Source organism: Salipiger sp. ABF4_146, assembly GCF_056161345.1.
This window is the reverse complement of record NZ_JBSWYX010000004.1, coordinates 1-13,592: the sequence shown is the minus strand read 5'-3', so window position 1 is coordinate 13,592 and position 13,592 is coordinate 1. Positions and strand designations below refer to the sequence as shown.

Annotated in this window: 25 protein-coding genes; 1 reads left to right on the top strand and 24 read right to left on the bottom strand. The window is 62.1% G+C overall.

Features of this window, described 5'->3' with window-relative positions; genetic code table 11:
* Positions 1-60 precede the first annotated feature (60 nt).
* The 24 genes from ACXAJT_RS07120 to rpsJ all read right to left on the bottom strand — a co-directional run bounded on the left by ACXAJT_RS07120 (position 61) and on the right by rpsJ (position 13,273).
* Positions 61-702 carry an adenylate kinase gene (locus ACXAJT_RS07120; protein WP_475234213.1) on the bottom strand — a complete coding sequence of 214 codons (642 nt, stop codon included), beginning with the start codon at positions 700-702 and terminating at the stop codon, positions 61-63.
* Positions 699-2,063, bottom strand: a complete 1,365-nt coding sequence (secY, locus tag ACXAJT_RS07115; RefSeq protein ID WP_475234212.1) for a preprotein translocase subunit SecY — start codon at positions 2,061-2,063, stop codon at positions 699-701. The genes ACXAJT_RS07120 and secY overlap by 4 nt, the downstream gene beginning before the upstream one ends.
* A gap of 109 nt (positions 2,064-2,172) precedes the next feature.
* Positions 2,173-2,637: a 50S ribosomal protein L15 gene (gene rplO, locus ACXAJT_RS07110; RefSeq protein WP_475234210.1), complete on the bottom strand. Its 465-nt coding sequence runs from the start codon at positions 2,635-2,637 to the stop codon at positions 2,173-2,175.
* Positions 2,638-2,973: 336 nt separating this feature from the next.
* A complete protein-coding gene (gene rpmD / locus ACXAJT_RS07105) occupies positions 2,974-3,162 on the bottom strand; it encodes a 50S ribosomal protein L30 (protein WP_066104107.1) in 189 nt (62 codons plus the stop codon).
* A 5-nt stretch (positions 3,163-3,167) separates the two neighbouring features.
* Positions 3,168-3,743: a 30S ribosomal protein S5 gene (gene rpsE / locus ACXAJT_RS07100; protein ID WP_475234208.1), complete on the bottom strand. Its 576-nt coding sequence runs from the start codon at positions 3,741-3,743 to the stop codon at positions 3,168-3,170.
* 205 nt (positions 3,744-3,948) lie between these two features.
* Positions 3,949-4,311: a 50S ribosomal protein L18 gene (rplR, locus tag ACXAJT_RS07095; protein ID WP_475234207.1), complete on the bottom strand. Its 363-nt coding sequence runs from the start codon at positions 4,309-4,311 to the stop codon at positions 3,949-3,951.
* Between the two features lie 11 nt (positions 4,312-4,322).
* Entirely contained in the window at positions 4,323-4,856 is a 534-nt protein-coding gene (gene rplF / locus ACXAJT_RS07090; RefSeq protein WP_475234205.1) for a 50S ribosomal protein L6, read from the bottom strand.
* A 10-nt stretch (positions 4,857-4,866) separates the two neighbouring features.
* Complete coding sequence (rpsH, locus tag ACXAJT_RS07085) at positions 4,867-5,259, bottom strand: 30S ribosomal protein S8 (RefSeq protein ID WP_475234202.1); 393 nt, start codon at positions 5,257-5,259, stop codon at positions 4,867-4,869.
* A gap of 12 nt (positions 5,260-5,271) precedes the next feature.
* Entirely contained in the window at positions 5,272-5,577 is a 306-nt protein-coding gene (rpsN, locus tag ACXAJT_RS07080) for a 30S ribosomal protein S14 (RefSeq protein ID WP_066104093.1), read from the bottom strand.
* A 12-nt stretch (positions 5,578-5,589) separates the two neighbouring features.
* Positions 5,590-6,150 carry a 50S ribosomal protein L5 gene (gene rplE / locus ACXAJT_RS07075; RefSeq protein ID WP_475234200.1) on the bottom strand — a complete coding sequence of 187 codons (561 nt, stop codon included), beginning with the start codon at positions 6,148-6,150 and terminating at the stop codon, positions 5,590-5,592.
* Positions 6,143-6,454 carry a 50S ribosomal protein L24 gene (gene rplX, locus ACXAJT_RS07070; protein WP_475234198.1) on the bottom strand — a complete coding sequence of 104 codons (312 nt, stop codon included), beginning with the start codon at positions 6,452-6,454 and terminating at the stop codon, positions 6,143-6,145. The genes rplE and rplX overlap by 8 nt, the downstream gene beginning before the upstream one ends.
* Complete coding sequence (rplN, locus tag ACXAJT_RS07065) at positions 6,454-6,822, bottom strand: 50S ribosomal protein L14 (RefSeq protein WP_005854833.1); 369 nt, start codon at positions 6,820-6,822, stop codon at positions 6,454-6,456. The genes rplX and rplN overlap by 1 nt, the downstream gene beginning before the upstream one ends.
* A gap of 115 nt (positions 6,823-6,937) precedes the next feature.
* A complete protein-coding gene (gene rpsQ, locus ACXAJT_RS07060; protein WP_475234196.1) occupies positions 6,938-7,168 on the bottom strand; it encodes a 30S ribosomal protein S17 in 231 nt (76 codons plus the stop codon).
* A gap of 13 nt (positions 7,169-7,181) precedes the next feature.
* On the bottom strand, positions 7,182-7,388 hold the full coding sequence (rpmC, locus tag ACXAJT_RS07055) for a 50S ribosomal protein L29 (protein ID WP_066104080.1): 207 nt from the start codon (positions 7,386-7,388) through the stop codon (positions 7,182-7,184).
* A gap of 207 nt (positions 7,389-7,595) precedes the next feature.
* Entirely contained in the window at positions 7,596-8,216 is a 621-nt protein-coding gene (locus tag ACXAJT_RS07050; RefSeq protein ID WP_475234194.1) for a 2OG-Fe(II) oxygenase family protein, read from the bottom strand.
* Between the two features lie 118 nt (positions 8,217-8,334).
* Positions 8,335-8,748 carry a 50S ribosomal protein L16 gene (rplP, locus tag ACXAJT_RS07045; RefSeq protein WP_475234192.1) on the bottom strand — a complete coding sequence of 138 codons (414 nt, stop codon included), beginning with the start codon at positions 8,746-8,748 and terminating at the stop codon, positions 8,335-8,337.
* Between the two features lie 13 nt (positions 8,749-8,761).
* Positions 8,762-9,472, bottom strand: a complete 711-nt coding sequence (gene rpsC / locus ACXAJT_RS07040; protein ID WP_066104071.1) for a 30S ribosomal protein S3 — start codon at positions 9,470-9,472, stop codon at positions 8,762-8,764.
* Positions 9,472-9,852 carry a 50S ribosomal protein L22 gene (gene rplV / locus ACXAJT_RS07035; RefSeq protein ID WP_066104068.1) on the bottom strand — a complete coding sequence of 127 codons (381 nt, stop codon included), beginning with the start codon at positions 9,850-9,852 and terminating at the stop codon, positions 9,472-9,474. The genes rpsC and rplV overlap by 1 nt, the downstream gene beginning before the upstream one ends.
* Positions 9,853-9,855: 3 nt before the next feature.
* Entirely contained in the window at positions 9,856-10,134 is a 279-nt protein-coding gene (gene rpsS / locus ACXAJT_RS07030) for a 30S ribosomal protein S19 (RefSeq protein ID WP_066104065.1), read from the bottom strand.
* A gap of 3 nt (positions 10,135-10,137) precedes the next feature.
* Entirely contained in the window at positions 10,138-10,980 is an 843-nt protein-coding gene (rplB, locus tag ACXAJT_RS07025; RefSeq protein ID WP_066104062.1) for a 50S ribosomal protein L2, read from the bottom strand.
* 343 nt (positions 10,981-11,323) lie between these two features.
* Positions 11,324-11,620, bottom strand: coding sequence for a 50S ribosomal protein L23 (locus tag ACXAJT_RS07020; protein WP_475234190.1), 297 nt, complete (start codon positions 11,618-11,620; stop codon positions 11,324-11,326).
* Entirely contained in the window at positions 11,617-12,234 is a 618-nt protein-coding gene (rplD, locus tag ACXAJT_RS07015; protein WP_475234189.1) for a 50S ribosomal protein L4, read from the bottom strand. Before rplD ends, ACXAJT_RS07020 begins: the two co-directional genes overlap by 4 nt.
* On the bottom strand, positions 12,231-12,956 hold the full coding sequence (gene rplC / locus ACXAJT_RS07010) for a 50S ribosomal protein L3 (RefSeq protein ID WP_475234187.1): 726 nt from the start codon (positions 12,954-12,956) through the stop codon (positions 12,231-12,233). Before rplC ends, rplD begins: the two co-directional genes overlap by 4 nt.
* 11 nt (positions 12,957-12,967) lie before the next feature.
* The gene (rpsJ, locus tag ACXAJT_RS07005) at positions 12,968-13,273 is read right to left on the bottom strand and encodes a 30S ribosomal protein S10 (RefSeq protein ID WP_066104052.1); all 306 of its coding nucleotides are present in this window, start codon (positions 13,271-13,273) and stop codon (positions 12,968-12,970) included.
* Here rpsJ and ACXAJT_RS07000 point away from each other — a divergent pair.
* Positions 13,260-13,592, top strand: a 333-nt coding sequence (locus ACXAJT_RS07000; protein ID WP_475234185.1) for a hypothetical protein, incomplete at its 3' end; no start/stop codon positions are given. The genes rpsJ and ACXAJT_RS07000 overlap by 14 nt on opposite strands.

The following is a 13,592-nucleotide window of genomic DNA, read 5'->3' as shown; positions in this document are numbered from 1 at the left end:
CGGCGGGACTCCCCGGGCCGCCTTCGTCAGAGCGAAGTGCCGGCCCGGAGAAGAAACGGCTCAGTCGAGCTTGGACGCGATCGCGGCTTTGACGTCGCCGATCTCGCCCAGACCATCCACACGGGTGTGCTGACCCTTGGCGTAGTAATAGCCGATCAGCGGCGAGGTCTGCTTGTAGTATTCCATCAGTCGCTTCTGCAGCGCCTGCGCATTGTCGTCGGCCCGACGCTTGAACTCGGTGCCCCCGCAGTTGGAACACTTGCCATCCGCCGGGATTGGCTTGGTGAGGTCGTTGTATACCTCACCGCAGGAGCCGCAGGTCGAGCGGGCGGTGATCCGCTCCACCAGCGCATCGTCGTTCACCCGCAGTTCGACCACACGGTCCAGCGTCTGCCCTTGCTCTTCAAGAAGCTCTGCCAGCGCATCCGCCTGCTTCAGCGTGCGCGGGAAACCGTCGAAGATATAGCCGGCGGTCGGGTTCGCCTCGAGCTTTTCGCGGATCAGGCCAATGACGATCTCGTCGGTGACGAGTTCGCCACGTGCCATCACGTCAGCGACCTTCTTGCCCATCTCGGTGCCACTGTCCTTGGCCTCGCGCAGCATGTCGCCAGTCGACAGCTGGATCATGCCACGCTCGTCCACGAGGATTCTGGCCTGAGTGCCTTTGCCTGCGCCGGGCGGTCCAAGAAGAATGATGTTCATCGCCGTGCGGGTCCCTTCCGTTTGCGTGCCTTACCCTTACCACGCAGCTGCGATTTCTGGATAAGACCTTCGTATTGATGTGCGAGCAGGTGGCTTTGGACCTGCTGGATCGTGTCCATCGTCACCGACACAACGATCAGCACAGAGGTGCCGCCGAAGTAGAACGGGATGGCGAACTGCGAGCGCAGGACCTCGGGCAGCAGGCAGACGGCCGTGAGATAGGCAGCGCCCAGCACCAGCACGCGGTTGACCACGTATTCGAGGTGGTCTGCGGTCTTCTTGCCCGGGCGGATACCCGGAATGAAACCGTTCTGGTTCTTGAGGTTGTCGGCCACTTCGTCGGGTTTGAACGACACGTTGAACGTGTAGAAATACGCGAAGAAGATGATCATGGCCGCGAAGAACAGCAGGTACAGCGGCTGACCCGGGCCAAAGTAGGCGAGGATCGTCGACATGACCGGGCCAGTGGAGCCCGTCTGGCTGAAGGTCGCGATCGTGGTCGGCAGAAGCAGCAGCGAGCTGGCGAAGATCGCCGGGATCACGCCCGCCGGGTTCACCTTGACCGGCAGGTGCGACTGCTGCGCCTCGGTCATCCGCATCCCGACCTGACGGCGCGGGTACTGGATGGTGATCTTGCGCAGGGCGCGTTCCATGAACACCACGAACATGATCACCGCGACGACCATGACCATCACCCCGATTATCAGCGCGGGCGAAATGGCACCCGAGCGGCCCGAGGCGAAGAACTGCGCCAGCGCGGCGGGGATCTCGGCGATGATGCCGACGAAAATGATGAGAGAGATACCGTTGCCGATGCCGCGGGCGGTGATCTGCTCGCCCAGCCACATCAGGAACATGGTGCCGCCCACGAGGGTGATCACCACGGCTGTGCGGAAGTACCAGCCCGGATCATGAGCGAGATCGCCCGCCTCGAGACTCACCGCAAGGCCGTAGGCCTGGAACAGCGCCAGAGCGACCGTACCGTAGCGGGTGTACTGGTTGATCTTCTTGCGGCCCTGCTCGCCCTCTTTCTTCAGCTGTTCAAGCGCCGGCACCATGGCCGTCAGCAGCTGAACGATAATCGAGGCAGAGATATAGGGCATGATGCCGAGGGCGAAGATGCCCATCCGTCCCAGCGCGCCGCCGGTGAACATGGAAACCATGCCGCCGATGCCCTGTCCGGCCTGTTCCATGAACTGGCGCAGCGCTGCGCCGTCAATGCCCGGAACGGGGATATAGGTGCCGAGACGATAGACGATCAGCAGCCCCAACGTGAAGAAGATGCGGTTGCGAAGGTCCGTCGCCTTGCCAAGCGCCGCCCAGCTGGTGTTGGCGGCCATTTGTTCCACAGCGGATGCCATGAGGGTCCTCTCTCAGACGAAACGCCGCCGGGGCGCTTTCCGGCTCCGGCGGCGTTCGTGGAAAACGTGGGGCCTTATGTAAGCGGCACAACGGCCGCTCACAACCCGCTTATTCAGCCGCGGCTGCGGTCTTGAGCGCGCCACCTGCCTTCTCGACCGCCTCGACAGCGGCTTTCGAAGCACCGGTGACGTCGATGGTCAGGGCCGAGGTGACCTCACCCTTCGCCAGAACGCGGATGCCGTCGAGCTTGCGGCGCACGAGGCCGGAGGTCACCAGCGTGTCTTCGTTGATCGAGCCCGCTTCGAGTTTGCCGGCTTCGACGAATTTCTGGATCAGGCCGAGGTTGACCACGGCGTAGGACTTCCGGTTCGGCTTGTTGAAGCCACGCTTGGGAAGACGCTGGTAGAGCGGCATCTGGCCGCCTTCGTAGCCGTTGATGGCCACACCCGAACGCGATTTCTGGCCTTTGATACCACGGCCACCCATCTTGCCTTTGCCCGAACCCGGGCCACGGCCGATGCGCTTTTTCGAGCGTGCTGCGCCTTCGTTGTCGCGAAGTTCATTCAGTTTCATTGTCGCTTCTCCTTGCCGGATGTGCCCCCCAGCGACGGATGGAGCAAACGCGGCATGCATGTTTTCGGAATCAGTGGATCGGATTCAAAGAACCCGGCCACCGTGGGCGTATAGCGCCCGAGCTTGTGCGGTGCAAGAGTGCAGACCGGCGCGCGCTGGTCCCCGGTCGAAGTGTCGCTTGGGAAGTGTTGCGATTTGGTTACCGCCAGCAGCCTTCGAAGGTCCTCGCGATGCTGTTTGAAGGCCGGAGGCCCCTGCCCCACAAGGCAGGCGCCCAAAAGAAAACGCCCCGGCATGAGGTCCGGGGCGCTTCCGAGATTGGCAAAGAGAGACGGCTCAGCCGCGCTCTTCGATGATCTCAACCAGGTGCGGGATCTTGCGGACCATGCCGCGCACGGCGGGGGTGTCCTCAAGCTCGCGGGTTTTGTTCATCTTGTTCAGGCCCAGGCCGATCAGCGTCTGGCGCTGCACGGCGGGGCGACGGATCGGCGAGCCGATCTGCTTCACAACGATGGTTTTCGCCATTGGTCTCAGGCCTCCTCAGCCACTTGCGACGATTCCGCGGGGGCTTCGTCACGCTTCGGGAGGATGTCGGCGACCTTCTTGCCACGACGCTGTGCGACGTTGCGAGGCGAGTTCACCCGCTCCAGCGCGTTCAGAGTGGCGCGGATCATGTTGTAGGGGTTCTGCGAACCGATCGACTTGGCGACCACGTCGTGCACGCCGAGCATCTCGAACACGGCACGCATCGGACCACCAGCGATGATCCCGGTACCGGTCGGTGCGGTGCGCATCACCACACGGCCAGCGCCGTGACGGCCTTCGATGTCGTGGTGCAGCGTGCGGCCTTCGCGCAGCGGCACACGAATCATCTTGCGCTTGGCTTGCTCGGTGGCCTTACGGATGGCCTCGGGGACCTCCTTGGCCTTACCCTTGCCAAAGCCAACGCGGCCCTTCTGGTCGCCGACGACGACGAGCGCGGCAAAGCCGAAACGCTTACCGCCTTTAACGGTCTTCGACACACGGTTGATCGCAACAAGGCGATCGGCGAATTCCGGAGCTTCGTCGCGGTCGCGACGGTTCCGGCGGTTCTCACGTTCTGCCATCTGGCATCCTTTTCTCAGGTTGGCGCGTGGCGGTGCAGGCCGGGGCCCGTGCCGCATCGGCACCGATTTGTCCAATCCAGGTGATCGCTGCGCCGAAGGGCGGGCGATCCCGGATCATCGAGGTGTTTCCACCTGCAAAAGCGCAAGGCGGGACAGGCCCGCCTTGCCACTGTCGATCCTGCGGCGGGCGAGCCCGCCGCGCTGATCAGATTTTCAGGCCTGCTTCGCGGGCTGCGTCGGCCAGAGCCTTGACGCGACCGTGATACAGGAAGCCACCGCGGTCGAAGTAAGCTTCTTCGATGCCGGCCTTCTTGGCGCGCTCGGCGATAGCCGCGCCCACCTTCTGAGCCGCATCGACGTTTGCGCCGTTGCCGGTCACGCCCAGGTCTTTCTCCATGGTGGAGGCCGACGCCAGGGTCACGCCGCGAATGTCGTCGATCAGCTGAACGCTGATGTTCTTGTTCGAGCGGTGAACCGTAAGACGCACGCGACCTGCGTTCGTCTTGCGAAGCTTGTTCCGGACGCGCAGGCGGCGCTTGAGGAACAGTTCCCGTTTGCTGAGTGCCATTTTCTGCGTCCTTACTTCTTCTTGCCTTCCTTGGCGAAGATGTATTCGCCTTTGTAGCGAATACCCTTGCCTTTGTAGGGCTCGGGGCGGCGCCAGTCGCGGATGTTCGCCGCAACCTGACCAACCTGCTGTGCGTCATGACCTTCGATCACGATCTCGGTCGGCTTCGGCGTGGTGACCGTGATGCCTTGCGGGATGTCGAAGTTCACATCGTGGCTGTAGCCGAGGTTCAGCTTCAGAACCGAGCCCTGAACCGCGGCGCGGTAACCCACACCTTGGATTTCAAGCTCTTTCTTGAAGCTGTCCTGAACGCCGTGAACCATGTTCGCGACCACGGTGCGGGACATGCCCCACTGCTGACGCGCGCGCTTCGAGTTGCCGCGCGGCGCAACGGTGATGGTGGCGTCCTCGACGGTGATCGTCACATCGTCGGTGGCGTTGAAGGTCTGGGTCCCTTTCGGGCCCTTCACTTCCACGGTCTGGCCAGTGACGGATGCGGAGACACCCGACGGCAGCTCGACCGGCTTTTTCCCAATACGAGACATGAGTCCCTCCTTAGAATACCGTGCAGAGCACCTCGCCGCCGACATTGGCAGCGCGGGCGTTTGCGTCCGACATCACGCCTTTGGGCGTGCTGACAATGGAGACACCCAGGCCCTGACGGACCTGCGGGATGTCGCTCACGCCCATGTACACACGGCGGCCCGGCTTCGACACCCGCTTCAGTTCGCGGATGACGGGGGTGCCGTCGAAGTACTTCAGGCTGATCTCGAGCGTCGGGTGACCGCTTGCGTCGGTGCCCTTCTCGTAGCCGCGGATGAAACCTTCGTCCGCCAGCACGTCGAGAACCCAAGCGCGCAGTTTAGAAGCCGGGGTCGAAACGACCGACTTGCCGCGCATCTGGGAGTTACGGATACGGGTGAGCATATCGCCGATAGGATCGTTCATCTCATACCCTCCTTACCAGCTCGATTTCACGAGACCGGGGGCCAGGCCGTTCGAGCCGAGTTCGCGCAGGGCGATACGGCTGACCTTGAGCTTCCGGTAATACGCGTGCGGACGACCGGTCAGCTGACAACGGTTGTGCAGACGGGTCGGCGAGGAGTTGCGCGGCAGTTTTGCCAGATCAAGGCGGGCCTTGAAACGCTCTTCCATCGGCTTGGTTTCGTCGTTCGCGATCTCTTTCAGAGCGGCACGCTTGGCGGCATACTGTTCCACCAGCTTCTGACGCTTCTTTTCGCGTTCGATCATGGATTTTTTAGCCATGTGTCTCGCTCCTCAGGCGTTGAAGGGCATGTTGAAATGCTTCAACAGCGCCTTGGCTTCCGCGTCGGTTGCGGCGGTGGTGGTGATGATCACGTCCAGACCCCAAACCTCATCGACCTTGTCGAATTCGATCTCGGGGAAAACGATGTGCTCCTTGACGCCCATGGCAAAGTTGCCACGACCGTCGAACGACGGCTTCACACCACGGAAGTCGCGGATACGCGGCATCGCAATGTTGATCAGGCGATCGAGGAAGTCGTACATCCGGTCACCACGCAGCGTGACCTTGGCGCCAAGCGGCATGTCTTCACGGACGCGGAAGCCGGCGATCGACTTCTTTGCCTTGGTGGTGACGGCCAGCTGACCGGCGATCTTGGTCAGGTCTTCCTGAGCCGATTTCGCCTTCTTGGAGTCGCGCACGGCTTCTGCACCGCAGCCGATGTTCAGCACGATCTTGTCGACAGCAGGGATCTGCATGTCGTTTTTGTAGCCGAACTCTTCTTTCAGAGCAGCTTTGATCGTGTCGCGGTACTGCGTCTTGAGACGCGGCATGTAGGTCGCGGTATCAAGCATCGATCACGTCTCCCGTGGTCTTGGCGAAGCGGACCTTCTTGTCACCTTCCATGCGGAAGCCGACGCGGGTTGCCTTGCCGTTGGCATCGACGATCGCCAGGTTCGACAGGTCGATCGGCATCGCCTTCGGCGTGCGGCCGCCCTGCTCGGTCTGGCTCTGACGCTGGTGACGGACGGCCATGTTCACGCCGCCGACAACTGCCTTGCCAGCCTTGGGATCAACGGACTCGATGGTGCCGGTCTTGCCCTTGTCCTTGCCGGACAGGACGATGACGTTGTCACCTTTGCGGAGTTTAGCAGCCATTACAGCACCTCCGGAGCGAGCGAGATGATCTTCATGAAGTTCTTCGCACGCAGTTCGCGAACCACCGGCCCGAAAATACGGGTGCCGACCGGCTCGCCCGAGTTGTTCAGGATGACAGCTGCGTTGCGGTCGAAGCGGATCGACGTGCCATCTTCACGACGAACTTCCTTGGCGGTGCGCACGACGACGGCCTTGCGGACGTCACCCTTTTTCACGCGACCGCGCGGAATGGCCTCTTTCACCGAGACGACGATGATGTCGCCGACCGATGCGTAGCGGCGATGCGAGCCGCCGAGGACCTTGATGCACTGAACTTTCCGGGCACCGGAATTGTCAGCGACATCCAGATTGGTCTGCATCTGGATCATTTGGTTTCTCCCGACCTTTGGGGGTTGTTCTTGGTCTACCCCCCAGGGTTTCGATGATGCTGGGCACCATCGCAGGAAAAGCGCAGGCCCCGACCGTTAGGCCGAGGCGAGACGCTTATTCCGCGATGACTTCCCAGCGCTTCGTCTTCGACTTGGGCGCGCATTCGATGATGCGGACCGTATCGCCAACGGCGAATTTCCCGGCCTCGTCATGGGCACGGTATTTCTTCGACTTACGAACGGTCTTTTGCATGACCGGGTGCTTGAAGCGACGCTCGACCGAAACGGTGACGGTCTGTGCGTTTGCCGTGGAGGTCACGGTGCCTTGCAGGATACGCTTGGGCATTACTTAGCCTCCCTTACTCGGTTGCGGCCGCGCCAGCGGCTTTTTGGTTCAGCACGGTGTTGACGCGGGCAACGTCGCGGCGCACCTGACGGATGCGTGCGGTGTTCTCGAGAGCGCCGGTGGCTTTCTGGAAGCGCAGGTTGAACGCTTCCTTCTTCAGCGCGACGAGCTCGTCCCGGAGCTGATCCGGGGTCTTGTTCGCAAGTTCTTTGGCGTCCATATGGTCGCTCCTTCGTTTCAACATCACCGGAGAGCCCCGTCGTTATGCGGGTCACCCTGATTCCCGGTGGAGGTGGATGAGCGCGCGATATAGGCCAGAATCTCGATCGTGACAACCCTGTAAAACAAGGGCCCGCGCGCATGGCTGGGTTGTCATTTCCCGGGGCCGACGCACCGGCCCCAGCAGTGGTGGAGGTGCCGGTTCAGGTCACTCCCACTTGTAGTTGAAGCTCACCGAGATGCGTTCGTCTTCGGACATGTTCATCGGCACCTCGTGCCGCAGCCAACTTTCCCAGAGCAGCACATCGCCCACCACCGGTGCCTCGTAGACAAAGCTCTCGAGTTCCTCGCGGCAGCCTTTGCGGCGGGTCGGTGCGGCCATCATCATCGGCAGCCGCGGGTCTTCCAGCTTCAGCGCGCTGGCGCCGTCGGGCATCGCCACATAGGTCGTGCCCGAGATCACCGAGTGCGGGTGGATGTGCGAGCCGTGGGTGCCGCCCTCGGGCAGAATGTTGATCCACAGATCCTCCAGCACGAGCTGCTTGTCCCCAAGGTCGAACTCGAGATCCTCGGCAAAGGCCGCCACATGCGCGTCCAGCGCCTTCACCAGATCACCGAAGATCGGAAAGCGCCACGGCAGGTCGGTCAGCGAGGCATAGGACGTGTAGCCCGGATAGCCGTTGTTCTCGCACCACTCCTGCCCTGCCTCGTCGTCTTCGGCGATGGAATAACACGAGCCCTCAAGCTCATCGGCGTCGACCGCCGGATCGAACTCCGACAGGCGGGCGCGGTAGAGACGGGTCGCAAAGAGGGAACGGATCTGGGCCATGGCGCGGTCCTCTGTCGAGCGGCGCGACGCAGGCCCTCCTGCCCCGCGCGGGAATGAAACGGAAAGCCCCCGCCGATCGCTCGGCGGGGGCCTTTGTCATGCGGTCATCCCGAAGGGATTACCAGTCCTCGCGAACCACGACGCGCGACTTGATCGGCAGTTTCATCGCCGCCAGACGCAGCGCTTCGCGCGCCACTTCCTCGGAGACGCCATCGATCTCGAACATCACGCGGCCCGGCTTCACTTTGCAGGCCCAGAAATCCACGGAACCTTTACCCTTACCCATCCGGACTTCGGTGGGTTTGGAGGTCACGGGGGTGTCCGGGAAGATACGGATCCAGACCCGGCCCTGACGCTTCATGTGACGCGTCATCGCGCGGCGAGCCGCTTCGATCTGACGAGCCGTCACACGCTCGGGCTGAAGTGCCTTCAGGCCGTAGTGGCCGAAGTTCAGGTCGGAACCGCCTTTGGCCTCACCTTTGATGCGGCCTTTGAACATCTTCCGGAATTTAGTGCGTTTCGGTTGAAGCATTTCTCAAACCTCCTCAGCGACGGCCGCCCATGGCGCCGCGCGGAGCCGGACCATCTTGCAGTTCCTGCGACTTACGATCGCGGGCTGCGGGGTCATGCTCCATGATCTCGCCTTTGAAGATCCAGACCTTGATCCCGATGATACCATAGGGGGTCGTTGCTTCGACGTGCGAGTAATCGATGTCGGCGCGCAGGGTGTGCAGGGGCACACGGCCTTCGCGATACCACTCGGTACGTGCGATCTCGGCACCACCCAGACGACCAGCGACGTTCACCCGGATACCCAGGGCGCCCATACGCATGGCGTTCTGCACGGCACGCTTCATCGCACGACGGAACGACACACGACGCTCAAGCTGCTGCGCGATGCTCTCACCCACGAGGCGGGCGTCGAGCTCGGGCTTGCGCACTTCAACGATGTTGAGGTGCAGCTCGCTGTCGGTCATCTTCGCCAGCTTCTTGCGCAGAACTTCGATGTCCGCGCCTTTCTTGCCGATGATGACGCCGGGGCGTGCGGTGTGGATCGTGACGCGGCACTTTTTGTGCGGACGCTCGATGATGATGCGGGCAACACCCGCCTGCTTGCACTCTTCGTGGAGGAATTCGCGGATCGCGATGTCTTCCAGAAGCAGATCACCATAGTCCTTGGTGTCGGCGTACCAGCGGCTGTCCCAGGTGCGGTTGACCTGGAGGCGCATGCCGATCGGATTGGTCTTGTTACCCATTAGGCTTGCTCCTCGACCTGACGCACCTTGATGGTGAGTTCCGAGAACGGCTTGTTGATGCGACCAAAGCGGCCACGTGCACGCGGACGACCGCGCTTCATCACAAGGTTCTTGCCCACATAGGCCTCGGCGACGACGAGCTCGTCAACGTCCAGACCGTGGTTGTTCTCGGCGTTCGCGATAGCGGACTGAAGGCATTTCTTCACGTCCACGGCGATCCGCTTTTTCGAGAAGGTGAGGTCCGTGAGAGCACGGTCGACCTTCTTACCGCGGATCAGCGCGGCTACCAGGTTCAGCTTCTGGGGCGAAGTGCGCAGCATGCGCAGCTTTGCCATCGCCTCGTTGTCCGCCACGCGGCGGGGATTCTTATCCTTGCCCATGGCTTACTTCCTCTTGGCTTTCTTGTCAGCCGCGTGACCGTAATAGGTCCGAGTCGGCGAGTACTCACCGAACTTCTGACCGATCATGTCTTCGGAGACGTTCACGGGAACATGCTTCTGGCCGTTGTAGACGCCAAACGTCAGACCCACGAATTGGGGCAGGATCGTCGAGCGGCGCGACCAGATTTTGATGACTTCGTTCTTGCCAGATTCGCGGACTTTCTCGGCCTTTTTCAGGACGTAGGCGTCGACGAACGGGCCTTTCCAAACAGAGCGCGTCATGGATTACCGCCCCTTCTTCTTGGCGTGGCGCGAGCGGATGATCAGCTTTTGCGACGCCTTGTTGGTGTTGCGGGTACGCTTGCCCTTGGTCGGCTTGCCCCACGGGGTCACCGGGTGACGACCACCCGAGGTACGACCCTCACCACCACCGTGCGGGTGGTCGATCGGGTTCATCACGACGCCGCGGACGGACGGACGCTTGCCGTAGTGGCGGTTACGACCGGCTTTACCAAGGTTCTGGTTCGAGTTGTCGGGGTTCGACACGGCACCGATGGTGGCCATGCATTCCTGACGAACCATGCGCAGTTCACCCGAGGAGAGGCGGATCTGTGCGTAGCCACCGTCACGGCCGACGAACTGAGCGTAGGTGCCCGCGGCGCGTGCGATCTGACCGCCCTTACCGGGCTTCAGTTCGATGTTGTGGACGATGGTACCAATCGGCATGCCCGAGAAGGGCATTGCGTTGCCGGGCTTGATGTCGGCCTTTGCCGACGCCACGACGCGGTCGCCGATGGCGAGGCGCTGCGGGGCCAGGATGTAGGCCTGCTCGCCGTCGTCATACTGGACGAGCGCGATGAACGCAGTCCGGTTCGGGTCATATTCGATGCGGGCCACGGTGGCCGACACGTCGAATTTGTTCCGCTTGAAATCGACGATGCGATAGAGACGCTTTGCGCCACCGCCGCGGCGGCGTGCAGTGATCCGTCCGGTGTTGTTCCGGCCGCCCGACTTCGTCAGGCCCTCGGTGAGGGCTTTGACGGGACGTCCTTTATACAGCTCCGAACGGTCGATCAGCACCAGCCCGCGCTGGCCCGGCGTCGTCGGCTTGTACGACTTAAGTGCCATGCTTTCTGTCTTCCGTTGTAATGCGACAGCACCCGCGTATCGGGTGTGCCGGAGTTTAGCCCCCCGAAGGTGGCCGATTTAGAGGGCCCCGAAGGTCCCAGACGATCTGTTCTTTCGAACAAAAGCGAAGCCCCGGACGAATCCGGGGCTCAGCGGATGGCCTGCTCTAGTCAAAGAGTCGATCAAGGTCAAGCGCAACCGCCGCCGCAAAGGGCCTTGAGGCCCTTATTTACCGGGGTTTGGGGCGATTTCCGCCCTCCCCCGCCCGGCCGAGAAATGCAGCCGGGAATTGGAAAAGCCCCCGCAGACGCGAGGGCTTTCCCGAATGTGCCGAAGGCGACGATCAGAGACCGGTGGTCACGTCGATCGTGTTGCCCTCTTCGAGGGTCACATAGGCCTTCTTGACGTCGTTCCGCTTGCCGATCTGGCCGCGGAAACGCTTGACCTTACCTTTGGTGATGGTGGTGTTCACCGATCTCACCTTCACGCCGAAGAGCGCCTCGACGGCCTCTTTGACTTGCGGTTTGGTCGAGTCGATCGCCACTTCGAAAACCACGGTGCCGTTCTCGCCGGCCATGGTGGATTTCTCGGTGATGATCGGCTTGCGGATCACGTCGTAGTGTTGTGCCTTAGCGGTCATTTCAGTCGAGCCTCCAGAGCTTCGACACCCGCCTTGGTGAGCACGAGAGTGTCACGCTTGAGGATGTCATACACGTTGGCGCCGACGGAGGGCAGCACGTCCAGACCGTCGATGTTCGCGGCGGCGCGGGCAAAGCCCTCGTTCACCGATGCACCGTCGATCACCAGAGCGCGCTTCCAGCCCAGGCTCTTGACCTGTGCCGCCAGCGTCTTGGTCTTGCCATCGGTCTCCGCGGTGTCGATCACCACGAGCGAGCCGGTCTTGGCTTTCGCCGACAGAGCCAGCTTCAGGCCGAGTGCGCGGACCTTCTTGGGAAGATCATGGCCGTGGCTGCGCGGGGTCGGACCCTTGTAGATACCACCCTTGCGGAAGATCGGCGCCTTGCGGGAGCCGTGGCGTGCGCCGCCGGTGCCCTTCTGGCGATAAATCTTCTTGGTCGAGTAGCTGACTTCCGAGCGGGTCTTGACCTTGTGCGTACCGGCCTGCGCCTTGTTACGCTGCCAGCGAACCACACGGTGCAGAATGTCGGCGCGCGGCTCGAGATCAAAGATCGCGTCCGTCAGCTCGACTTCGCCCGCGGCACCGCCGTCGAGTTTGATCACGTCGAGTTTCATTCGTCGCCTTCCTTCTTCTCGGCTTCGGCTTCAGCCGGAGCAGCGGCGGATTTCAGGGCAGCCGGCAGAGCAGCGTTCTCGGGGAACGGCTTCTTCACGGCGTCCTTGATGGTGACCCAGCCGCCTTTGGAGCCCGGCACCGCGCCCTTGATCATGATGATGCCGCGGTCGGCATCGGTCTTCACGACCTGCAGGTTCTGCGTGGTGACACGGACGGCGCCCATGTGGCCGGCCATCTTCTTGCCTTTGAAGACCTTGCCCGGGTCCTGACACTGACCGGTCGAACCGTGCGAACGGTGCGAGATCGACACGCCGTGCGATGCACGAAGACCACCGAAGTTGTGGCGCTTCATTGCACCAGCAAAGCCCTTACCGATGGTCGTGCCGGCAACGTCGACAAACTGACCTTCGAAGTAATGCTCTGCCGAGATCTCTTCGCCAACGGCGATGAGATTCTCTGCGTCGACGCGGAATTCGGCGATCTTCCGCTTCGGTTCAACCTTGGCCGCGGCGAAGTGACCACGCATGGCCTTCGACACGTTCTTGGCCTTTGCCGCACCGGCGCCGAGCTGAACGGCGCTGTAGCCGTCCTTGTCAGCGGTCCGCTGTGCGACGACCTGGCAACCTTCGAGTTGGAGGACGGTGACAGGGATCTGCTTGCCGTCTTCCATGAACAGCCGGGTCATGCCGACTTTCTTTGCGATAACTCCAGAGCGCAACATGATCTGCCCCCTTACACCTTGATCTCGACATCCACGCCGGCCGCGAGGTCGAGCTTCATCAGCGCGTCCACGGTCTGCGGGGTCGGATCGACGATGTCGAGAAGACGCTTGTGCGTACGAATCTCGAACTGATCGCGGGATTTCTTGTTCACGTGCGGGCCACGCAGAACGGTGAATTTCTCAATCTTGTTCGGCAGCGGAATCGGGCCGCGAACCGTAGCGCCGGTGCGCTTGGCGGTGTTCACGATTTCCTGCGTCGATGCATCGAGGACGCGGTAATCGAACGCCTTGAGCCGGATACGGATGTTCTGGTTCATCGAACAGTCCTATTTTGGCGTTAAGGTTGAGAGGAGGATGGACGCGCATCGCCGCACCCTCATCGAACCTAAAAGGCGGGGAATCACCCCGCCCTTCACGACCCACGGGCCGTTGCGCGCATATACGGCTGAGCGCCCTGTTTGGCAAGCCCCTCACGATGGGTCCGCAGCGGCAAATTGCGTCGTCCAGACGCGATCCGAGCGCGCGCGCGTCGCGGGTGCCGCGGTCAACGAAAAAGGGCCGCCCAATGGGCGGCCCTTTCGCGATCAGCTGCCCGGCGCGGGCGCCGGGCATGCGATCATCACTCGAGGATTTTCG